The organism is Novosphingobium mangrovisedimenti, from assembly GCF_025153475.1.
GTDB lineage: Bacteria > Pseudomonadota > Alphaproteobacteria > Sphingomonadales > Sphingomonadaceae > Novosphingobium > Novosphingobium mangrovi_A.
In genome coordinates, this window is record NZ_JANZXA010000004.1 from 285242 (window position 1) to 306519 (window position 21278).

Consider the following 21278-nt stretch of genomic DNA (forward strand, 5'->3'; position numbering starts at 1 on the left):
CGATCGTCATCCCCGCGAACCCGAGGCCACCTTTGTTATAACTCGGCCAGCCTCGGGTTGCGAAGTGCCATTCACAAAGTCGAGAATGCCCATCAGCTCGCCGTGAAGCGTGGCATGGACCTGTCCGCGCTTCTCGCCGGGATGAAGGATAATCCTGCCGATGAGCGAACGGATGTCACTTGAAGCATCGAGACGCGTGTCGGGATCGTCGAGCGTCTCGACCAAGCGCGCGACTTTGCGCCGGTAGATTTCGGCAATGCCGGGATGGACATCGGGAATGTCGCGGGGCGTCTCCGCCATGCGCGCGGTGATGTCGGCCTTCTCGCGCTCCAGTTCGGCCATGCGGGCTTTCATGGACGGCTGGTAGAACCCGTCCTCGATCGCAGTGAGAATTCCGGCGATGGCTTTCTTAACCCGCGCAAGCGCCTGCCGGTCCGCTTCGGCCTCAATGCGCCGTTCGCGGTTCTCCCGGTTGATGTGTGCGGCATAAGCCGCAACCGCCGCCTCGACCTTGTCTGCCGAGACCAGCTTCTCCGCGATGCCTGCAAGCGCCCGGCGCTCAAGCTCCGCGCGCCTGATGGTCCGGCTGTTGGTGCAGGTGTGGCTGCGGTAGCGGTTGACGCAGCCGTAACGATCGCCAACGACGATGGCATACGTCCCGCCGCAAACCCCGCATTCGAGCAGGCCGGAAAGAAGATAAGCAGGCCTGCGCAGCGCATGGGCGTGCATGGCTCTGGCCTGAGCTGCCTGCCGGACCGATGCGTAGCGCTCGGCAAGCGCTTTTTGCTGATGCTTGGCCGCCTGCCAGAGATCGTCACTGACGATCCGTAAGGCGGGTACTTCGGCCCTGATCCATTCGGATTCGGGATTGAGCCGGGTGACCCGCCTTCCGGTACCCGGATCCTTGACGTAGCGCTTGTGGTTCCAGACCAGCACGCCAACGTAGAGTTCGTTGTTGATGATACCGGCGCCGCGCCGCTCATCGCCCCGGATCGCCGTGTCGAGCCAGGGACGGCCCGAGGGGCCGGGAATGCTCTCCGCATTGAGATCACGCGCAATTGCGAGCGGGCTCTTGCCGGAGGCGAACTCGCGGAAGATGCGCTGGACGATGAGTGCTTCTGCCGGGTCAATAGAACGCTCACCGCGCACCAGTTCGCCTTCACTGGTGAGGCGCCGCACCGCACGGTAGCCATATCCGACCGGCCCGGCGGAAAAGCCCTTCTCGACGCGCCCGCGCAGGCCCCTGTGGGTTTTCTTCGACAGGTCCTTGAGGAACAGCGCGTTCATCGTGCCCTTGAGGCCCACGTGCAGTTCGCTGATTTCTCCTTCGGCCAGGGTGACCATGGGAATCCCCGAGAACTGGAGATGCTTGAAGAGTGTCGCGACATCAGCCTGATCGCGAGAGACACGGTCAAGCGCCTCAGTCAGCACCAGATCAAACTGGCCCGTCCGCGCATCCTGGATGAGTGCCTGGATACCGGGACGCAGGATCAGGCTGGCACCGGAGATCGCTGCATCCTCGTACGTGTCCACGACCTGCCAGCCTTCACGCTCGGCCCGTTCATGGCAGATACGCAGTTGATCGGCAATCGAGGCCGCGTTCTGCTGGTCCGAGGAATAGCGGGCATAGAGCGCGACACGGGTCATGATTGCTTCCCTTCGGTCCAGGGATTGAAAAGACGAACACCGGCCGCCTCGAAGTCGGAAACATTGCGCGTGACCAGCGTCAACTGATGCTGGAGCGCGTGCGCGGCAAGGAAGGCATCCATCGCACCTATGGGCCGTCCTGCGGATTGCGTCCGGGCCACCACCCGGCCCCATTGATCGGCAGTGCCGGGATCGACCAGCAACAAACGCTCCTCGAAGCGGGGAGCCAGTTGCTCTGTCAGCCAGACGTCGAGCGCGGCCTTTCGGCCGCCGTCATCGAGCCGTTCGATCCCATGCCGCAACTCGGCCAGCGATACGACACTGAGGAACAGTTGCTCCTCGTCCATCGAGGCAAGCCAGTCCATCACTCCCGGATCGGGGCGTGGCCGGGCGCCTTCGGAGATGACATTGGTGTCGAGGAGGAAGCTCACAGATCGACCTCGCGAATCCCGCCTTCGAGCCGATCGATTTCCAGGCCGGAACCGCGAAGGGGCGAGGTCCGCAGGAAGTCGGCAAAGCTACCCCGATGTTCGCGGCGCTTGATGCGTTCCCACAGGGCGGCATCGACCATGACGACGGCACTTTTGCCGTGGCGGGTAATCTCCTGCGGTTCGCGCCGCGCCCTCTCGATGACCTCGCTCAGCCGCGCCTTTGCTTCCGCCACGGTCCAGACATCGGAGTGCGTTTCAACGTTCATAACCAGACCTCCAACAATATGGTCATACTGGTTATTTATTTAGCGCTCGTCAAGAGTCCGCAGGCGGCAACTGCCTGCCCAGGTCATTGTCATTCGCCTCCCGGCGCTTGCGGATATGCTCGCGCGCGATGTGCCTGCCGATGGCCTCGGCAATGCGGGTCAGTGCGGCATCGGCTTCAGTTGGGCTGACATGACCTGCATTGTCGTTGGCAGCGACGCGCGAACGATCGGGCCGGTCTTCATCCTTGGCCATGACCAGCCCTTTTGTCCGGGCCGCGATCATCGTGATCTACCCGCCAGGCTGCCGGGTCGGCAATCCAGCGGTTGATGGCGGACTCATGCCAACCCGCACCATGGACGCTGATCTTCACCTGCCGGGGAAAGGTGCCTTCGGCAATTTTACGGTAGAGGGTGGTACGGGACAGGCCGGTGCGGGAGAGCACGGTCTTGAGGCGGATGATCTTTTCAACGTTGGACATGGGGATGCAATTCCCTTCCCTGTCGGCAGGTTGGCTCCCCTGAGGGCATCATCGGCAGCAGTGACGCGCAGCACAAGAGTGCCGGAATTAGGGCCGGTGCGCTCAGGCGAACTCAGTCGTTCTCAGACGTTCCCTGGCGTGCGCAGGCGTACACTGGCGGAGCGGCAGATTTTTTCCCATGGCGTCCCGCCGCAGGCGGACTGGCACTGGTTGGACTGCCCTGCGTCCTTCCCGAACGGATGGGGAAGTGATTCGCAGAGATGGCTTTCCGTCCGTGGCTTCGACGCGCGAAGTTGAAACATGGCAAACTTTCCTTTCGTTTGCCTGCCCGCCGGATGGCATGTTGCACATCGGTCGTGCCTGCGAACAAGAGGAGAGGCACTGAAGTGCCGATACCGGCACGACAGTGCTGGTCGTGGGCGGCATGTGCGCAAAAGGACGCAACGATGCAGCGCAAGTATTTGACCTTGCCAAAGTCCGCGCAATTCCCGAAGATTCTCATGGATATGCGCACTGACCTCGATCACCTTCCTCCGGCCAAGCAGCGCGAGCTTGAGCGCATCGTCGAGGTTATCTTCGACGAATTCCGCGCTGCGACCGAGAATGCCACCGGCAGCCGCAAGGGTGCCCGCATTCTCAAGATCGTGCTCTTCGGCAGCTACGCGCGCGGCGATTGGGTCGATGCGCCGCTATCGGCAAACCAGTACAAGTCCGACTACGACATCCTGGTCATCGTCAGCCAGAAGGAGATGACCGACCGCGCGACTTACTGGACCAAGTGCGAGGAACGGTTGATCCGGGCCTACACGATCGAGAAGACCCTGCGCACGCCAGTCAACTTCATCGTGCATTCGCTGCATGAGGTGAACGACGGCCTCGCCCATGGCCGCCTGTTCTTCATGGAGATCAAGAAGGACGGGATCGCCCTCTACGAGGCCGACGACACCGAACTGCATACACCCAAGCCCAAGACGCCGCAGCAGGCGTTGCAGGCGGCCAGGGAGTATTTTGACGATGGGTTTCCATCGGCGATGAAACGGTTCGAAATTGCAAAGTTCGACATCGAGCGCGGCTATCTTAAGGACGCCGCGTTCGACATGCACCAGACTGCCGAGCGTCTATACAGTTGCCTCCTGCTCACGCTGACCTTTTACGCGCCTTACAACCACAATATCGCCTTTCTGCGCTCGCTTGCTGAGGGGCTTGACCGGCGCATGTACAGCATCTGGCCTGAAGAGACTCGAAGCGAGCGGGCGATGTTCCAGAAACTCAAGGAAGCTTACACCAAAGCGCGTTACTCGAAGCACTACAAGATTACCGAAGAGGATTTGAACTGGCTTAGCGAACGCGTCGAGGAACTTGGGCGCGTGGTGCATGAAGTCTGCACCGACAAGATCGCTGAATTGGAAATGGCAGCAGCCTAATTCGCAGCAACCATGGCGACCTCGCTCTGACGCCGTGGTTTCCCTACCGATTTGCCCATGGTAGGACGAGGACGAACACCGCCGTGCCCAGGTAGAGGCCGTGGTTTCCCTACCGATTTGCCCATGGTAGGACGAGAATGAAGAACCGGAAGCTTTCAGGTTGGCCGTGGTTTCCCTACCGATTTGCCCATGGTAGGACGGCATCAATCGCACAGGCGCGTTCAAGATGGCCGTGGTTTCCCTACCGATTTGCCCATGGTAGGACGGACCAGACGGCATGTCGCGGCAGGCACACGCCGTGGTTTCCCTACCGATTTGCCCATGGTAGGACGCCGATCGTCACGAGATGCTGAGCGCAGCCGCCGTGGTTTCCCTACCGATTTGCCCATGGTAGGACGTCGGAAGGGTCGCCCTGCAGTGCTAGCGGGCCGTGGTTTCCCTACCGATTTGCCCATGGTAGGACGACTAGAACGGCTACGGTAGCAAGACCGATGCCGTGGTTTCCCTACCGATTTGCCCATGGTAGGACCTGAGCCGTTGGCTTGCCTGCCAGCGCTGCGCCGTGGTTTCCCTACCGATTTGCCCATGGTAGGACTTCCTCCGATCCGCTGCCCGTGACGATCAGGCCGTGGTTTCCCTACCGATTTGCCCATGGTAGGACATGGCATACAGCCGACACGCGTCATCCCCTGCCGTGGTTTCCCTACCGATTTGCCCATGGTAGGACTAACGATTTAACGCTACCGGCTACACCGATGCCGTGGTTTCCCTACCGATTTGCCCATGGTAGGACAAAAGATCTGGACAATAGCGGTATCGGGAGGCCGTGGTTTCCCTACCGATTTGCCCATGGTAGGACCCGATGCGTTCGGCCTCGCGCGTCTCTGCCGCCGTGGTTTCCCTACCGATTTGCCCATGGTAGGACTACCACGATCAGCCGGTTTTCCGCCTGCGGGCCGTGGTTTCCCTACCGATTTGCCCATGGTAGGACACAATCCCTATCCGGTCGCGGCGGCGCGGAGCCGTGGTTTCCCTACCGATTTGCCCATGGTAGGACCTGGTTGAGGTGCCTTCGTTGTCGCTCGTGGCCGTGGTTTCCCTACCGATTTGCCCATGGTAGGACGTCTCGCACTGACGCACCAGATCATCCGACGCCGTGGTTTCCCTACCGATTTGCCCATGGTAGGACTGAAGCGATTCTTGAACTCGTCCAAGCCCAGCCGTGGTTTCCCTACCGATTTGCCCATGGTAGGACTTGGCCTCACCGGCTACGACACCGTGCCGTGCCGTGGTTTCCCTACCGATTTGCCCATGGTAGGACTGCTTTGCGGTAACAGATTGGAACTGTTGTGATTTTCGCGGCTTAAACACCGCCGAAATCACAACAGAACCATCTGGGATGGTCCAATTTTCTCAATTTTTGGCGCTGTTCCCAGCATCAATTCCATCCTGCCATATTGCTTGTCAGTAACCTGGAGCGTCCTCACGCTACCCTCTTTGGGCAAGCTGGAACGCACCCGGCGAATATGCTTGTCCACAGCATCTTGCCCTCGGCAGACCCGCGCGTAAACTGAAAGTTGCAGCATGATATAGCCATCCTTTTTGAGGAATTGGCGAAATCGGCTTGCCCTGCCGCGTTGCGGTTTGGTTTTTACTGGCAGGTCGAAGAAAACCATCAGCCACATGAAGCGAACCTCTTCGGCTTCCATGTTCAGTTGCGCCGAGCCAGCGGCAGCGCTGGCGTATTGAGCAGCCCGGCACTGCCACCGTCGATGGCTCTGACCATGCTCGCCGCGACCGCTTCTGTCGCGGCGAGCATGGTCATGCGTTCTTCACCGATGGAGATGTTCTCGCTCAGAATTCCCGCCATGTGGCGGCGGTCTTCGACATCGAGTTCATCGCGTTCCTCACCGGCCGCACGTGCGCGCGCCATTCGATCGACAACCGGCCGGAATGGCTCGATCAGATCATCGACCAGATTGAATGGGTTGGTTCGGGATCGGTGATGAATACCGAAGGCAGGGAGCAAACCAGAGGCGGCGCAAGCTCGCGCAAGGGCGGCACGGATGACGGCGTAGCCGTAGTTGAGCAGGCCATTGCGCCGATCTTCCTCGTGACGCCGGAATCCTTCGAACAATCTTTGCCAGTAGGCGCGCGCAGCCTGGGCTTCGAGATTGTCAGGGTCGCCGGAACCTACCCGGCCAGCCATCGCTGAAAGAGCAGTGGCATAGTCGCTGCCGATGCCGCGCAGAACGGCGGCCTGATTTTCGATCTTCGCGCACACCAGTTTTTGCCACAGCCGCTTCTTCAAGGGCTGGCTCATCGCAATCTGCGAATGGGCGATAGCGGCTTGAGCATGATGCTGGTGGAATGACATCAACATGCCGGCCGGGCGATGCTTTGCATCCGGCACCACCATGGCAACGCCATTCTCGGCCAAGGCGCTGAGCAAGGAGCCGCTAACAGAGACTTGCGGCGTGTCGAGGATAATCCAGGCGATGTCCTCGACGGGAAAGGTCAGCACCTCACCATCATTTTCTGGATCGACGACAATCTGGCGGCTGCGGTGGCTCAGCCGAGCTGGGTTTGAGATGTGCAGACCACGCCATGCCATGTGCGGACCTCAGATTTCACCTCGGAACGCGCGCCGAAGCGGTCTACGTTGTACTTCTTCATGGTTAACAAGGTCTTTGCACCGATACTTTGCGTGGAATTTCCATCGTCATCGACCAAGGATCGCGAATTTTTGTGATTGGACAAATTGATTGCACCGGTTGATCTATTTAGCCCTTGGAAATATCCAGATAATATCTCTCCTGTAGGTTTTATCACTTCAATGTAGCTTCTTGGATGAAGACTGAACCGGAATGCAAAGCTGCCGTCGACCAACGTCCATTCCTCCTCATCCTTGTAGGCCACTACGGCACGCATAGGCGGCATGGGCCAATCTCGCTTGTTCATCACATGATGGGGGTAGATCGGCACCAGATAGAACTCTTCCTTGCCGCGCTTGTTGGGTTTTGCAAACACATCCACCCGGGCAATCTCGCCGCGATCGGCCGTGCCTCCTCGGACCTGAATCGCCGGTTTTCCTTTTGTGCGTAGCCGGACTTTGCGTATCTCGTCTCCGGCGGGCGAAAGCGGTAGTTTGTCGGCAGGACGTCCATCGGCGATCCACTGCCGAATGGCCTCAACTATATCCTGATTGCGTTCGGGGTCCTTGATATCGGCAAGCCGCTTCTCCGAAAGACCGGCGATCGACTTACGTTCATAGACGACCTGCGCGCCATTACGCTCCTTGATCTGTCTGATAGTTGCGGCATGACCTTCTCCCCGCGCTCGTCGGCGCTCGGGCCGTGCCACGAAAATGTCGTCATTTGCCTCTTTTACTTCCCGCCGGAAGCTGGCCGCGTCGCCCCACGGCGGGTCAACCTGCCGCAACGGGCGGGCCAGTCCCTTCTGTTCCCATTCCTGAAAAGATCGGGTGAGCCGTTGCACCTCCCATTCGCCAATTGCAGCAACGACCAGAGCGTCGAGCGCATGGTGACGTGCATCATCGACGCGCTTGCCATCCACTTTTTTCAGCGATTCAACACCCCAGGCGTGGCGCAGGGCCGCCGTCAGTCCGCCAGGACGAGTGTAAACGCGGCGGGTTCCGCCCTTTTCCTGTCGATCGCCCTCCGGATAGAATAGCTTCACGGCTTCAGCGAGGAGGCGCGATGCATATCTTGTGTCATTGAGGTTTCGCGTCCGGAAGCGTTCCTCCGCCTCCTTCGCGTTTTTCAGGACGTAGTTCCGCTTTTTTGCGCCGCGAAAAGCGGCGTTGCCTTCGATCCTGGCCACGAAGGTGTTCCAGGAATCTTCCCCTTGCGACGCCATGATCCATTCGTGGGGCGTCTGGCCCTTTTTCCGCTGGTTCGCCTCAGCAGTACAAAGCACCTTGTTGGAATAGCTGTCGTCCCCAAACCGCGACCACGGCAGGATATGGTCCACCTGATGGCTATTGTCGGTGGCGTTGATCGCGTTCGGCGGGATCGCTTTGTCGGTATAGGGGCAACGCCCTGCTTGTTCTTTCCAAAGCCGGTATCGCAGCAAGGTATCCCCGCTGACGTCTTCTATCTTCAGAAGCTCGCGGACTTCCTCGCGCTGGCGCTCCCGCTCCGCAGTGTTCTTGTCGATATTACGCTTGATTTCGTTGCGCTTCTCGAGGCTGTTGCCGACATCGCGCGCCATTTCGATATGCACTGCATCCGGCAGCCCCCAGCGGTTGCGCATGGCCCACAGCTGTTTCAGCCCTTCGGTGAGTGATTTGCGGGCAATAGGGTTGGCGATTTCCTTGCCCATGTCTTCCACCAGACGGTTGAACGCCTTCTTGTCCGCAACCTGCTCCCGCTTCGACCATCGAGAGGCAGCATGGTCATAGCCAACTGCTTCGCAAGCTTGATCGTAGCGAAGGCCGCTTTCGAGGTGGGGGATCAACGAACGCGCAGCGAGCGCGGAAATGTGTCCTGCCCCTTTGAAGCGGGAGAATACGCTAAGATCAGCCAGGAGCGCATCGACCGCGCCTTTCGGCAGGCTCAGTTTGCGCAATTCGGCGCCAATCGTATCGGCGGTCTCGTAGAAGCTGATGACATGGGCGATCCGGTCAAGCAGTTCCGGTTGCGCCTGCATTTCCATCCATAGCGCATCCCCCAGAGCATCACGCAGCTTCTTCGTGCCATGCATGGCCTCGCCGGTGCGGGCGGCGATATCTTGCGCTTCATCCTCCGGCTTGATTGCCGTGAAGCGCTGATCGTCGAGCAGGCCGATCCGTTTACGCACTGCCTTTACGGTGAGCTTGGCTGTGCTGCCCAAATCGGCAGTCACAAGTTTGATTTCTTCCGGAGTGAGCGGACGCTCGCCGTCCGGCGTGGTGACGCGCAGATTGACCAGCTTGCCCAAGAGGCGGAATTTCTCGAAGGAAGGCGCGAACCGTGCAGTACGCTTTTCCTTTGGTTCGAACTGGCACATCCCGACGAGCTTTTCGCTGTCCTGCATCTCCAACTGGCGAAAGGCGATGGCGGTGAAGACATCTTCCAGTTCCGTGGTGGCCGCATCATTGCCCAAGCGGCGCTGTGCCTTGAACAGTTCACTGACTTCGTGGATCAGGTCGTCCCGGCTCTGGGTGCGATCGAACAGGCCATCCCGGTTGCGCTTCCGATCGCTGAAGTCGGGATCGCGGCCAAACATTTCACCGACAGTGCGATAACGCCCAAGCCGCTCGCGCGTGGCCTCCAGCGCCTTGAGCATCTTCTGATCATCACCAGCGGTGTTAGCTTCCTTACCCTTCTTGGCCGATCTGAACCCCCGCCGTTTGGCGATGTGGCCAAGCGCGACGGCAAACTCGGCGGGCGATAGAGCTTTGTCGAGACCCCTTGCGCGCAGTTCCCAAGGATCAAGTCCAGCACGCTTCAGCGCATCTGGCTCCTGCCCTGCCAGCAATCCGTGTCTGTGAAACAGGCGGCGGATTTCGGCCATACGCTGCGCCCGGCGGCGGATTACGCGGCGGAGCAGTCGATTGCCGCGCCGAATCTGATTGGTTGGGGTGCGCTCCTTGTCGGTTTCGGGAACGTCGAACATCCACGATCCCATTGCGACGATCTCACCGGTCGGATCACTTGGAGTGGGATGACGCAACACGGCCCACCCGCAAGAGGCAATACCCTGATCGATACCGAAAACGAGGCCGTTCATTACTTTCCCCTTTCTTTCGAAAGAAGCGCCTTGACCGGGCAAGGTCAATCGGCAATCGTGTTTTCGGCAAATCGGTAGGGAAGCCACGGTAACAGAGCTTCACTGTGAAGGATCATCTCTTCGGGGAAATTCCTTATTGAAGCACTGATACAGAGGTTTCTCTGTTCACAGGACCCTCACTGGGAAACCGGTGGGGGTTTTGCTTCTGTTAATCGCCCGAATCCTTCCGTTCTGAAGATAGTCCCAATCTGGTCGTCCGCTGAGATGCATCGCGCAGCCTAGCTTGCTGGAAACTCCCATCTGAGCCATATTGCGTGGCACGGGACGGAACACTGGCGGCCGTCCCGAAGGTTTATCCTGCCAGGCATCATTACGCTCGGCCGCATGCGTCGGGCGGTTGCTGACAGCCGCTGACATGCGGCGACCAGAGAGCACCGCTTGCACCTTCCGTGCCTGACAGCGCGGACCGCCAGTGTGCAGGTCTGTCATGACATCGAAGCCTTCAACGAACCGCGATCGTTCGCCGATCGCCTCGCCCACATCGCGCCGCGCGCTGCTGGGCACCTTGTCCCTTGCGCCGGTCGCGGTTCCAGCCATCGCAACCGCGCCCAATTGGACGGCGGCACTGCGGCAATTCGACTGGGTGGGTGAGCCCGCCACGCTGCACCGGACGCGTGCAGGACGCAGCCTCAGCCGGGCGCGCTACCACAACGCCGAGCAGTTCTTCGCCAGCATCGAGCAAGGGATCATCCGCGAGGGCCCAAACCTGCTCTATCACACCGGCATCGTGATGCAGCTCGGCCTGTCCGCGCATCTTCTCGACGTCGGCTTCGAAGACCAATGGTGCGCGCGCCACGTCGGGCTCCACATCGACCGGTCGCTTGCGCTCGCCAATGCGACGGGCCTCGGCCTCGACGAGCCCGCGATCGACCAGCTTGCCTGCTTTGTATCGCCCTACGGCAAATGGCGGCACGCCGACATCGGCGGCGGGCATTCCTGTCCCTGGTCCGGCGCGGACCTGCAATCACTCACGCGCCAGCTGCTCGACCATGTGCGCGCGGTAACCGGCCACGCACGTCCGACACGCGGGAGGCAGCGCCATGACTGAACCGAGCAACGGTCGCCTCGCCGTCATCCGCTCGCGCTGCCGGGTCCTGGCGATGCGATGGCTGACACGTCGTTTACAGGCACCAATGCCACCGCCCGACAGTGCGTGCCTTGCTCGCATGGAAGAGGCCCTGAAACGCATGCCGGACCTCACCCGCGAGGTGTTCATGATGCACCGTTTCGACGATCTTCCCTATCGCCGGATCGCGGTGCGCGTCGGGATCAGCATCGATGAGGTCGAAGTGCATATGGCTACCGCCATCAAACTTCTCGGCCGGGCAGCGCGGGGCGAGAGCTTGTAGGCCCTTCGCGCTCGGCATCGAGATCGAAGGCCCGCTTGCCGCGCCGCCGCCACAGCACGCGGCGCTGCTCGCCATCGTCACTGCGCAGACGCGCCGCAACGTCGAGAAAGGCGCCGAACAGGATAGCGCGATCATCGCCGGTCAGTTCGATTAGGCCAGCCTTCACGACGAGCCCGCCCAGCTCGATCAGATGGCGGGTGCGTTCGCGGCGCTTGACCTGCCAGCCCCGCATGTCGGTTCGTGCCTTCACGGCCTCAAGCCGATGCCCCGCCGCCACTGAGCGGCAGAGTGCCTTCCGGGTCGCGGTCAGGTCTCGCCGCAGACGTTCCCGCCTTGCCCTGAAAGAAGGCCGCGCCGCGCTTGCGCCAGACCTCCTTCCTCGCCGTGTCCTTCATACCGGCCGCATCGAGCAGCGCGCCCGCCAGCATGTCGGCATCGAGCGCATCGGCACCGGTCGCAACGATCAGTTCGCCAAGCTGGCGCACGCGGCGTTCCTTCAGTTGCTTCGCCTTGTCGGCCAGCGCCTTCAGTTCCGAATCAAAATCGCGTGGCTTGCGCATCACAGTCTCCATTCCTGTCGTGGTGTAGCCATGATAGGTGAGCGCTGACGGCGGCGCAGTAGGGTCGCCGGGATAGTCTGAAACGGCCCGGTCCCTTCCCGGAATTTCTTTGGGAAGGGCGCGCTTATACGTCGTGCCGACGTCGCTCGTGAAGTGTAACTGGATTGCCGTCATGGCAATCTTCCACCTCTCGGTCAAAGTCATCAGCCGCGCCTCGGGCCGCAGCGCCGTCGCGGCGGCGGCCTATCGTGCGGGTGAGCGCCTGCACGACGAGCGCCTCGACCGTGACCATGATTTCACGGGCAAGCCGGGCGTCGTTCACAGCGAAGTGCTGCTCCCCGAGAACGCGCCCGAGGAATGGCGCGACCGGGAGCGGCTGTGGAACGATGTCGAGGCCTTCGAGAAGCGCAAGGATGCCCAGCTGTCGCGCGAAGTGGAATTCGCGATTCCGAGGGAACTGAACCAGCAGCAGGGCATCGGACTGGCGCGCGACTTCGTGCGAGACCAGTTCGTGGACCAGGGCATGATTGCCGATCTCAATGTCCATTGGGATGTCGGTACTGACGGCCAGCCCAAACCCCATGCCCATGTCATGCTCACCATGCGCGAAGTCGGCGAGGACGGTTTCGGCACCAAGGTCCGCGACTGGAACCGCACCGAGATGGTCGAACAGTGGCGCGAACGCTGGGAAGAGCACGCCAACCAGCGTCTCGCCGAGCTGGACATCGACGCCCGCATCGATCACCGCTCTCTGGAAGCGCAAGGCATCGACCTCGCACCGCAGGACAAAATCGGTCCGGCTGCCTCGCGCATGGGGACGCGTGGTCTCGAAGCCGAGCGGATCGAGGACCATCGTGCCATCGCCCGGGAGAATGGCGAGCGTATCATTGCCGAGCCGCGTATTGCGCTGGATGCGATCACGCACCAGCAGGCCACCTTCACCACTCGCGACCTGGCGATGTTCGTTCACCGCCACAGCGACGGCAAGGACCAGTACGATGCCGCCATGAGCGCGGTGCGTGGCTCGCCTGACCTGACTGAGCTGGGCAAGGACGGGCGCGGAGAAGTCCGGTTCACATCGCGCGAGATGATCGAGACCGAACAGCGCTTGCAGCGCGCGGCAGACCTGATGGCCGAGCGCGACCGGCATGACGTATCGGAAAGCGTCCGGGACGGGGCACTGGCGCTTGCGGAGCACGGCGGACTTGTGCTGTCGGGCGAGCAGCGCGCGGCGTTCGACCATGCGACCGGGGGCCACGATCTGAGTGTGGTCGTCGGCTACGCCGGGACCGGCAAGAGCGCGATGCTGGGCGTGGCGCTTAAGGCGTGGGAGGATGCAGGGTTCAATGTGCGCGGCGCTGCCCTGTCGGGCATTGCCGCCGAAGGGCTGGAGAACGGCTCGGGCATCGCTTCGCGCACTATCGCCAGCATGGAACATGGCTGGGCGCAAGGCCGCGATCTTCTATCCTCGCGCGATGTGCTGGTGATCGACGAGGCGGGCATGGTCGGTACGCGCCAGATGGAGCGCGTGCTGTCCCACGCCCAGGAGGCTGGCGCCAAAGTTGTGCTGGTCGGCGATCCGCAGCAATTGCAGGCGATCGAAGCCGGGGCAGCCTTCCGTGCGCTCCACGAACGTCATGGCGGTGTCGAGATCACCGAAGTGCGCCGCCAGCGCGCCGGATGGCAGCAGGACACCACGCGCCACTTGGCCACCGGCCGAACCGGCGAGGCGATCCGGGCCTATAGGGAGCACGGCATGGTTCATGCCGCCGCCACCCGTGAGGCGGCGCGCGGCGAACTGGTCGAGCGCTGGGACCGCGAGCGCATCGCTGCGCCGGATCAAACCCGCATCATCCTCACCCACACCAATGATGAGGTGCGCGAACTCAACCAGGCCGCGCGCGGGCGCCTGCGCGAGGCCGGCGAGCTGGGCGACGACGTGTTGGTGAAGACCGAGCGCGGCGATCGGCACTTCGCAGGCGGCGACCGTGTCATATTCCTGAAGAACGAGCGGAGCCTTGAGGTCAAGAACGGTACGCTGGGCACCATCGAACAGGTCAACCCACAGAGCATGACCGTGCGCACTGACGACGGGCGCAGCGTGACGTTCGACACGAAGGATTATGCGCATCTGGACCATGGCTACGCCGCCACGATCCATAAGGCACAGGGCATGACGGTCGATCGCGGCCATGTGCTGGCGACGCCAGGCATGGATCGCCATGCCGCGTATGTCGGGTTGTCCCGACACCGTGATAGTCTGCAGCTTCATTACGGCCGTGACGATTTCAAGGATGAAACCCGGCTGATCCGCGCCCTCTCGCGCGAGCGGGCCAAGGACATGGCGAGCGACTACGAGCGTCACGATCCGGCGCAGACCTTCGCCGAACGGCGGGGAATCACATTGCGCGAGCGGGTGACAGAGATCATCCATAAGATGCCGGAGAAAGCGCGCGGGATGTTCGACGGTCTGCGCCTTGCCATCGGTGGGCAGGATCGCGCAGCGCCGGTCGCACCCGATCGGCCTCGCTCCATGCCCTCGGCTCCGCTCAAGGGAGCCTTCGCCGATTTCCGTCCTCCCGATGCTGCGAAAGCCGTCCAGGCCGAGCGTGATCCGATGCGGCAGATTGCCGTGGAGCGCCATGCCCGTGCCATCGCCGATGTCAGGAGGATGCAGGACAAAGGTCTGCCTGTCCTGCCGCACCAGACGGCCGAACTGGACAAGGCTCGCGAGGCGCTGAACACCACCGGTAAGCATTCAGCAGCGGACATGGAGCAGGCCTACAGCCGTAATCCCGCGCTGGTATCCGAAGCCGCCGCTGGCCGCACCCGCCAGGCCATCCGCGCCATGCAGCTTGAGGCCGAAGTCCGCACCGATCCGCAGCTACGCGCCGACCGTTTCGTGGAAGGGTGGCGTCAGCTCAACCAGCATCGTGAGGAATTGAAGCGCGATGGGGACTTCCGGGGCGCGCGCAAAGTGTCCGAGCAGATGGCGGGCATGGCCAAGAGCCTCGAACGTGATGCGCAAGTGGAATCCTTGTTGCGTCCCCGCCGCCAGGACCTTGGTATCGACGTCGATACGGGCCGCAAGCTCGCTCACGATCTTACGGCAAGCGTCGGGATCGAGATGGGCCGCAGCCACGGCCTCAGCCGTTAGGAGGAATGATTATGGACAATCTGCCAATGCCATCTCCCGAAATTGATCCGGCGGTTCGGGCCTTCACGCGGCTTGGTGAAAAGGTGGACCTGCTGGAAGCGGCCATTGCTGGGCTTGCCGCCAGGCGCGATGCTGCGCCCGACTACAGCGAAACACTGGGAAAGATCGAAGCCCAACTGGGCAGGATGCGCGAAGCGATCAATACGCTTGGGCGCCGACCGGCGATAGAACTTACGCCCTATGAAATGGCGCGACAGATTTCCGAAGCCGGTGCGAAAGCCCGTGCGGAGGACGGTATCGCCATTGCACAGGCGCGAGGGCGGATGGACGGGGCGGCGGGCCAAATGGAGCGACTGGTGGGCGTAGTCGCGACCGCCCGTGAGCAGCGCCGCCGCTTTGCATGGGCGGCGGGCGGCGGCTTGCTCGCGGGGATGTTGCTGTGGTCGTTCCTTCCCGGGGTGATCCTGCGCACTTTGCCGCAGGGATGGCACATGCCTGAAGCAATGGCTGCACATATCATTGGTGAGCCGACACTTTGGGAAGCGGGTTCTCGCCTCATGCAGGCCGATAGTCCACGGGCATGGAATGCGCTGGCCGAGGCTGTGAATGTGCTGCGCGACAATGACGAAGCGTTGGGAAAATGCCAAGCTGCAGCGAATAAAGTTCACAACTCTGTGCGCTGTACATTCAATGTGGAGCCCCGCAAATAAATTCGGTCCGAAGGGCTTTCGTCTACCCGCGAACGCTGGCGCATCGGTCGTGTCGGTGTTTTCAGTCAGGTTCGAGCTTCACAAGTCCGCCCCTACCGGAAGTCACGGTAACCACCCAAGCCCAGCTAAGTCCTCTCAGGACGCGACCACTGGAATAATATGCCACCGACTGGGTTGAAAAACGTGTCCTCACCTACCGGGAAATCTTATCAACATGCTGATTTCAAAAATTTAATTCCGCCGTTGACCTTCGAGGTGTCTATCGACGCTGTATCGCTCGCTCTTGGGCGTAAGCCTCTGGCTGGGGGAAATTCGAATATGCTGACCATGCACTTTCGTCGTTGTGCATTTGGCGCTGCTCTTTCCGCATTCTGGCTAGGACATTTTTCGAGAGGTCTCGGCCATTCTGTTTCTGACGCGGAACGTTCCAAAGCTTGAGCGGATAGCTGCGCGGGGCTTTGCGGCGAGCCGATATTTCCGAATTTAGAATGGGGTGCGATGTGATGACTTCGCGAGGTGTCGTCGGTCTTTTGATGACGGTTTCGGTTTTGTGCGTTGGTTCTGCTAATGCACAGGAATCATACACTTACAGCTACGATGCGCAGGGTCGTCTGGTCAGGAGTTCTCGTGCCGGCGGGCCGAGCAGTGGCGAGGCGAGGTCGATTTCCTACGATGACGCGAATAACCGGACCAACTACACGGTTGCGGAGCCCATCGCGGCACCTTCGGTTTCCATAGGAAATGCTAGTACCATTGAAGGCGGAAAGCTCGTCTTCCCGGTGAACCTGTCGGGAACCTCTGCCTCTACCATCTCGGTCAATTACGCGACAGCCGGCGGCTCCGCGACCTCAGGGAACGATTTCACGGCGGCGACGGGGACTCTTACGATTCCTGCAGGCCAGACCAGCGGCACCATCAATGTCTCCACCACAAACGATAAGGTTGTCGAGACGTCGGAAACGATGACAGTCACCATCTCGTCCCCATCCGGAGGAGCAACGCTTGGGACTGCAACCGGCACGGGTACGATTAGCGACAACGATTCTAGTCTCGTAATCGGCAACGCTTCGGTGACCGAAGGGGGAACCCTGTCCTTCACTGTGACACGTTCAGGAGACATCACTCGATCGGTGAGTGCCAGTTATGCAACCGCTAACGGATCGGCTGTCGCAGGCAGTGACTATACCGCCAAGTCCGGGACCGTGAGTTTCGCAGTCAACCAGACAAGCGCCACAATCAGCATTGCCACCGTCAATGATCTCGCTGTTGAATCCACTGAGACCATGTCGGTTACACTCTCGAACCCATCGACCTACGCGACCATCACGACAGCGACCGGCACAGGTTCCATCAACGATGACGACATCGCATTCGCCAACCTGGCGATTGGCAATGCTGCGGCCGTTACCGAAGGCGGCACATTGGCATTCACCGTAACGCGTTCGGGCAATACGACATCGGCTGTGAGCGTGGGCTATGCGACGGCCAATGGCACGGCGACCGCAGGAAGCGACTACACCGCCAAGTCCGGAACCCTGAACTTCGCCGCCAATCAGACAAGCGCCACAATCAATGTCGCCACGATTGACGACACTTCGGTGGAATCTGCGGAGACCATGAGCGTGTCGCTGTCCAATCCGTCTACTTATGCAAGCGTTACGACGGCAACCGGCGCAGGCACGATCAACGACAACGATGTCGTGACCGGCCCCTCGATCTCCATCAACGACGCCAGCGCTACAGAAGCCAGCAATCTGGTTTTCACCGTGACCCTCTCGGCTACCAGTTCAAGCAGCATCAGCGTGAACTATGCGACCGCGACTGGCACGGCGGCGGCCAACGATTTCACGGCCACCTCGGGAACCCTCACCTTCTCACCCGGCCAAATATCAAAAACCATCTCTGTTCCGACACATGACGATAACCGCGTTGAGACAGATGAATATATGTACGTCAACCTTTCCGGAGCCACGAACGGATCAGTCATTTCTGACGGTCAGGGCAGGGGCACAATCCAAGACAACGGCCTTGGTGGAGGTTGCAAGATATGTTGAAACTACACGCTTCGACAATGCTGAGCAGGAATAAATTTGAGGGTAAAATGAATACCTTACCGCATAGTAACCTCCGCCTGCATGGTCAGGGAGCTGCGCCATTCAAACCCATGCTTATGCTCGGAGCCTCGCTTATTGCCATGGCTCCACTTCCGGCATTTGCGCAGCTGGCCGATGACGCCACCCCGCCTCAGCGATGGGTTGTCGACGAACGCGGTGTCAATCTGGCCACTGGGCAGGCGAATGTTCTCAATGTCCCGATTTCAATCGGAACCAACGGTCAGGGAATGGCTTTTGGTGGAATGCTAGGTATCCGCCGTGAATTGCAGTATTCCATCGAACAGATCAGTTCGACTGAACTTGCCGCTGTGGTCGGCGGAACGAGGATCAAGTTTACGCTCAGTGGAAGCACGTGGGTCAATGCGCAAGGCGGCGGCGAAACACTGGTTGCAACCGGCAATATCTGGAGCGGTGGCAGCTACACTCTGACAATGCGTGACGGCACAGTTGCCTTCTTCGATCAGTCGCCGATAGCTGGTGTTGCTGTTGATGAGATAAAATATTTCAGCCTCAATGCCGTCGCGCTTGCAAAATACATTATCAAACCAGGTGGAGAGAAGATATCATTTTACTATAAAAATATGATGAGTGGATCTTTGGCTGGAGAAAGGAGTAATATTCGACTAATTTCTGCCGTATCATCGAACGGTTTCATGGCTAAACTTGAATACGCTGGCGCCACACTTTCCGATGGGTACAGCAATTTTTTTCTCCTTACCAAGGCAACACTCATCAATCTGTCGGTAGACTATTGCGACCCGGCAGCTGACAGTTGCACCAGCCTCACGCAACAATGGCCATCTGTAACTTACGCCACATCGTCTGATGGCTCTCAGAAGCAGCAAACAGATCTTCTTGGGCGAACAATCACATATACCACCGTTGGCACCCAGCAGGTAAAAATCCGCAGAGCATCTTCATCAACTGATAATGAAATAATATCGTACGCTTACAGCAGTGGCGCTAATAGAGTTTCGTCTATTACTGTTGATGGAAGTACATGGCAATACGCTTGGTCGTCGGCAGATCCCGTCATGACGGTGACGGTGACCAATCCGGATACGACGCAGCACGTTGTCACTGTCGATACCAATCAGAATCAGGTCCTTACTTACCGTGATGAGTTGAACGCGACCACGACCTACCAGTATGATAGCAACGGCCGTCTGACTTACGCAGTAGGGCCTGGGGGAACAATCACCTCAGGCGTACCAACTGCCGGATATACGAAATACACCTACGATGCGCGCGGCAATGTCAAAGAAACGCGCAAGGTGTCAAAGACGCCCGGCACGCCAGCTGACATTGTCACGACGGCCAGCTATCCATCGACTTGTGCGAACTTGAAAACATGCAACCAGCCTACCTGGACGCGGGACGCCCTCGGTCATCAGACCGACTACACATACAACGCCACTCACGGCGGCCTGTTAACGGTAACGGCTCCGGCAGATGCTTCGGGTGTCCGGCCGCAGACACGCTACAGCTACACGGCGATGCAGGCCTACTATAAGAACAGTTCGGGTTCGATCGTTGCGTCCGGCATCAATCAGTACCAATTGACGGCGACATCGACTTGCCTCTCGGCGACCAGCGCCAATCCGGCCAGTTGCGTCGGCTCGGCCAACGAGAGCAAGAGGACTGTTTCATACGGGCCGCAGACCGCTGGAACGGCAAACAACCTGTTCCCGGTCAGTTCAACCGCTTCCGCGGGCAATGGCTCTGTGACCACTACCGTATCGTCCGTCTATGATAATGTCGGCAATGTCGTTTCGGTTGATGGTCCCTTGAGCGGAACAGGCGATACGACGGTATACCGCTACGATGCCGCGCGCGAGTTGGTCGGCGTCGTCAGCCCGGATCCGGACGGCACGGGATCGCGTATCCCGCTGGCGCAACGCACGACATATAATGTGGACGGTCAGGTGACGATGGTCGAGACCGGCACCGTCGCCGATCAGTCGGATACGGCATGGAACAATTTCAGTTCACTGCAGCAAACATCCACGACTTATGACGGCAATGCGCGCGCCATTAAGATGACCGTAACGGCCGGTGGTACGACGTACGCATTGAGCCAGCAAAGCTACGATAACATGGGGCGGGTGAAATGCACTGTGGTTCGCATGGACCCAACACAGTGGTCAAGTCAGAGCGACGCCTGCACACCGCAAACTAGCGGCGCATACGGCCCGGACCGGGTTGCAAAGCCAACGTATGATGCGGTCGGCCGCGTTTTGACCGTCACTACCGGCCTGGGGACCAGCGCGTCTGCAGTTACGCAGACTGCTATATATACGACCGATGGGTTGCTCGCGAGCGTGAAGGACGCGAATAACAACAAAACCACTTACACGTACGACGGGTTCGACCGGCTTTCGAAAACGAATTACCCATCGAGCACCAAGGGCGCGGGAAGCAGTTCGAGCACGGACTATGAGCAGCTGACCTATGGCGACAATGTTCACGTCACATCGCTGCGGCTGCGTGACGGTTCGAGCATGAGCCTCGCTTACGACAACCTTGATCGCATCGTCACGCGGACGCCGCCGGGCGAAACGGCGATCAGCTATACGTACAACTTGGCGGGGCAGCCGACGCTGGTCACTCAAGGTTCCGTCAACCTCACCAGCAGCTATGATGCCCTTGGCCGCATGACGAGCGAAGCGCAGGCCTTCGGCTCCATGTCCTATCAGTATGACACGGCAGGCAATCCCATCAGGCTTACCTGGGGCGACGGCTTCTACGTCAACTACGATTACGACAACACTGGCCAGATCACCAAGATTCGTGAGAATGGTGCTACCAGTGGGGTCGGAGTGCTCGCGCAGTATGGATACGACAATCTCGGCCGGCGCAGCACGATTACTTTCGGCAACGGTACGACCCGTACCTACGCCTGGGATACCATCAGCCGCTTGTCCGGCCTGCAGGTCAATCTGGCAGGAACCACCAGCGACCTGACCATCGGCAAGGTCGGCAGCACCGGCACCGCGATTGCCTATAACCCGGCTTCGCAAATCATTGGCCTTGCCCGCAGCAACAGCGCTTACGCCTATACGGGCGGCTATGCGGTCAACCGCAATTATACGGCAAACGGTTTGAACCAGTACACGGCTGCCGGAGCGACGAGCTTCGGGTATGATACGCGTGGCAATCTCACCACTTCCGGCTCATCGACTTACAGCTATTCCAAGCTCAATCTGCTGACTAGCGCACCAGGCTGTCGCGCGACATTCAGGTTGAGAAAGCGCGACAAACAAGATGAGAATGCTGCGTTCCGGGATTGGCGAAGGGCGTAGCCCGTAGCCGATCCCGGAACGCAGGAGGCGCCTTTTGAAGGGTGCC

Annotated in this window: 17 protein-coding genes and 1 CRISPR repeat array; of the genes, 7 read left to right on the forward strand and 10 right to left on the reverse strand. The window is 60.0% G+C overall.

The features are described 5' to 3' along the window. Window positions 1-6 precede the first annotated feature (6 nt). The 5 genes from NZK81_RS08555 to NZK81_RS08575 are packed head-to-tail and all read right to left on the reverse strand — an operon-like array spanning window position 7 to window position 2823. Entirely contained in the window at window positions 7-1647 is a 1641-nt protein-coding gene (locus NZK81_RS08555; protein ID WP_260045694.1) for a recombinase family protein, read from the reverse strand. Continuing rightward, the gene (locus NZK81_RS08560) at window positions 1644-2078 is read right to left on the reverse strand and encodes a type II toxin-antitoxin system VapC family toxin (RefSeq protein WP_260045695.1); all 435 of its coding nucleotides are present in this window, start codon (window positions 2076-2078) and stop codon (window positions 1644-1646) included. The genes NZK81_RS08555 and NZK81_RS08560 overlap by 4 nt, the downstream gene beginning before the upstream one ends. Further along, entirely contained in the window at window positions 2075-2344 is a 270-nt protein-coding gene (locus tag NZK81_RS08565; protein WP_260045696.1) for a type II toxin-antitoxin system Phd/YefM family antitoxin, read from the reverse strand. The genes NZK81_RS08560 and NZK81_RS08565 overlap by 4 nt, the downstream gene beginning before the upstream one ends. Before the next feature lie 49 nt (window positions 2345-2393). Then, window positions 2394-2597, reverse strand: a complete 204-nt coding sequence (locus tag NZK81_RS08570) for a hypothetical protein (RefSeq protein WP_260045697.1) — start codon at window positions 2595-2597, stop codon at window positions 2394-2396. Further along, on the reverse strand, window positions 2584-2823 hold the full coding sequence (locus NZK81_RS08575; protein ID WP_260045698.1) for a helix-turn-helix transcriptional regulator: 240 nt from the start codon (window positions 2821-2823) through the stop codon (window positions 2584-2586). Before NZK81_RS08575 ends, NZK81_RS08570 begins: the two co-directional genes overlap by 14 nt. 260 nt (window positions 2824-3083) lie before the next feature. Here NZK81_RS08575 and NZK81_RS08580 point away from each other — a divergent pair, with 260 nt between their 5' ends. Continuing rightward, window positions 3084-4247: a nucleotidyltransferase and HEPN domain-containing protein gene (locus tag NZK81_RS08580; protein ID WP_311202077.1), complete on the forward strand. Its 1164-nt coding sequence runs from the start codon at window positions 3084-3086 to the stop codon at window positions 4245-4247. Window positions 4248-4278: 31 nt separating this feature from the next. Beyond that, window positions 4279-5568: direct repeats of the CRISPR family, unit length 36 nt; unit sequence GCCGTGGTTTCCCTACCGATTTGCCCATGGTAGGAC. Between the two features lie 58 nt (window positions 5569-5626). Here the strand turns inward: NZK81_RS08580 and cas2 are convergent. The 3 genes from cas2 to cas9 are packed head-to-tail and all read right to left on the reverse strand — an operon-like array spanning window position 5627 to window position 9980. Further along, window positions 5627-5956 carry a CRISPR-associated endonuclease Cas2 gene (gene cas2 / locus NZK81_RS08585; protein ID WP_260045699.1) on the reverse strand — a complete coding sequence of 110 codons (330 nt, stop codon included), beginning with the start codon at window positions 5954-5956 and terminating at the stop codon, window positions 5627-5629. Window positions 5957-5958: 2 nt separating this feature from the next. Beyond that, window positions 5959-6861, reverse strand: coding sequence for a type II CRISPR-associated endonuclease Cas1 (cas1, locus tag NZK81_RS08590; protein WP_260045700.1), 903 nt, complete (start codon window positions 6859-6861; stop codon window positions 5959-5961). Further along, window positions 6819-9980 (reverse strand): type II CRISPR RNA-guided endonuclease Cas9, encoded by a 3162-nt coding sequence (gene cas9, locus NZK81_RS08595; protein ID WP_260045701.1) that lies wholly within the window; start codon window positions 9978-9980, stop codon window positions 6819-6821. The genes cas1 and cas9 overlap by 43 nt, the downstream gene beginning before the upstream one ends. Before the next feature lie 487 nt (window positions 9981-10467). Between cas9 and NZK81_RS08600 the strand changes: the two genes are divergently transcribed. Continuing rightward, a complete protein-coding gene (locus tag NZK81_RS08600; protein WP_260045702.1) occupies window positions 10468-11088 on the forward strand; it encodes a hypothetical protein in 621 nt (206 codons plus the stop codon). Beyond that, window positions 11081-11389, forward strand: coding sequence for a sigma factor-like helix-turn-helix DNA-binding protein (locus NZK81_RS08605; protein WP_260045703.1), 309 nt, complete (start codon window positions 11081-11083; stop codon window positions 11387-11389). Before NZK81_RS08600 ends, NZK81_RS08605 begins: the two co-directional genes overlap by 8 nt. On the opposite strand, the gene NZK81_RS08610 is transcribed toward NZK81_RS08605, so the two are convergent. Both NZK81_RS08610 and NZK81_RS08615 read right to left on the reverse strand, forming a co-directional pair. Next, window positions 11349-11639, reverse strand: a complete 291-nt coding sequence (locus NZK81_RS08610; protein ID WP_311202078.1) for a conjugal transfer protein TraD — start codon at window positions 11637-11639, stop codon at window positions 11349-11351. The genes NZK81_RS08605 and NZK81_RS08610 overlap by 41 nt on opposite strands. A 4-nt stretch (window positions 11640-11643) precedes the next feature. Then, on the reverse strand, window positions 11644-11949 hold the full coding sequence (locus tag NZK81_RS08615) for a conjugal transfer protein TraD (RefSeq protein ID WP_260045723.1): 306 nt from the start codon (window positions 11947-11949) through the stop codon (window positions 11644-11646). A 172-nt stretch (window positions 11950-12121) separates the two neighbouring features. On the opposite strand from NZK81_RS08615, the gene traA reads away from it, so the two are divergent. The 4 genes from traA to NZK81_RS08635 all read left to right on the forward strand — a co-directional run bounded on the left by traA (window position 12122) and on the right by NZK81_RS08635 (window position 21232). After that, the gene (traA, locus tag NZK81_RS08620; protein WP_260045704.1) at window positions 12122-15106 is read left to right on the forward strand and encodes a Ti-type conjugative transfer relaxase TraA; all 2985 of its coding nucleotides are present in this window, start codon (window positions 12122-12124) and stop codon (window positions 15104-15106) included. Window positions 15107-15117: 11 nt separating this feature from the next. After that, window positions 15118-15816 (forward strand): DUF6118 family protein, encoded by a 699-nt coding sequence (locus NZK81_RS08625; RefSeq protein ID WP_260045705.1) that lies wholly within the window; start codon window positions 15118-15120, stop codon window positions 15814-15816. A 533-nt stretch (window positions 15817-16349) separates the two neighbouring features. Continuing rightward, on the forward strand, window positions 16350-17870 hold the full coding sequence (locus tag NZK81_RS08630; RefSeq protein WP_260045706.1) for a Calx-beta domain-containing protein: 1521 nt from the start codon (window positions 16350-16352) through the stop codon (window positions 17868-17870). After that, on the forward strand, window positions 17864-21232 hold the full coding sequence (locus tag NZK81_RS08635) for an RHS repeat domain-containing protein (protein ID WP_260045707.1): 3369 nt from the start codon (window positions 17864-17866) through the stop codon (window positions 21230-21232). Before NZK81_RS08630 ends, NZK81_RS08635 begins: the two co-directional genes overlap by 7 nt. Window positions 21233-21278: the final 46 nt, after the last annotated feature.

Excerpts from the sequence above, each read along its gene's own strand:
- NZK81_RS08555 (WP_260045694.1), bottom strand. The coding sequence starts at position 1,647 with ATGACCCGTGTCGCGCTCTATGCCCGCTATTCCTCGGACCAGCAGAAC.
- NZK81_RS08565 (WP_260045696.1), bottom strand. The coding sequence starts at position 2,344 with ATGAACGTTGAAACGCACTCCGATGTCTGGACCGTGGCGGAAGCAAAG.
- NZK81_RS08570 (WP_260045697.1), bottom strand. The coding sequence starts at position 2,597 with ATGGCCAAGGATGAAGACCGGCCCGATCGTTCGCGCGTCGCTGCCAAC.
- NZK81_RS08575 (WP_260045698.1), bottom strand. The coding sequence starts at position 2,823 with ATGTCCAACGTTGAAAAGATCATCCGCCTCAAGACCGTGCTCTCCCGC.
- NZK81_RS08580 (WP_311202077.1), top strand. The coding sequence starts at position 3,084 with ATGGCTTTCCGTCCGTGGCTTCGACGCGCGAAGTTGAAACATGGCAAA.
- cas2 (WP_260045699.1), bottom strand. The coding sequence starts at position 5,956 with ATGGAAGCCGAAGAGGTTCGCTTCATGTGGCTGATGGTTTTCTTCGAC.
- cas1 (WP_260045700.1), bottom strand. The coding sequence starts at position 6,861 with ATGGCATGGCGTGGTCTGCACATCTCAAACCCAGCTCGGCTGAGCCAC.
- cas9 (WP_260045701.1), bottom strand. The coding sequence starts at position 9,980 with ATGAACGGCCTCGTTTTCGGTATCGATCAGGGTATTGCCTCTTGCGGG.
- NZK81_RS08600 (WP_260045702.1), top strand. The coding sequence starts at position 10,468 with ATGACATCGAAGCCTTCAACGAACCGCGATCGTTCGCCGATCGCCTCG.
- NZK81_RS08605 (WP_260045703.1), top strand. The coding sequence starts at position 11,081 with ATGACTGAACCGAGCAACGGTCGCCTCGCCGTCATCCGCTCGCGCTGC.
- NZK81_RS08615 (WP_260045723.1), bottom strand. The coding sequence starts at position 11,949 with ATGCGCAAGCCACGCGATTTTGATTCGGAACTGAAGGCGCTGGCCGAC.
- traA (WP_260045704.1), top strand. The coding sequence starts at position 12,122 with ATGGCAATCTTCCACCTCTCGGTCAAAGTCATCAGCCGCGCCTCGGGC.
- NZK81_RS08625 (WP_260045705.1), top strand. The coding sequence starts at position 15,118 with ATGGACAATCTGCCAATGCCATCTCCCGAAATTGATCCGGCGGTTCGG.
- NZK81_RS08630 (WP_260045706.1), top strand. The coding sequence starts at position 16,350 with ATGACGGTTTCGGTTTTGTGCGTTGGTTCTGCTAATGCACAGGAATCA.
- NZK81_RS08635 (WP_260045707.1), top strand. The coding sequence starts at position 17,864 with ATGTTGAAACTACACGCTTCGACAATGCTGAGCAGGAATAAATTTGAG.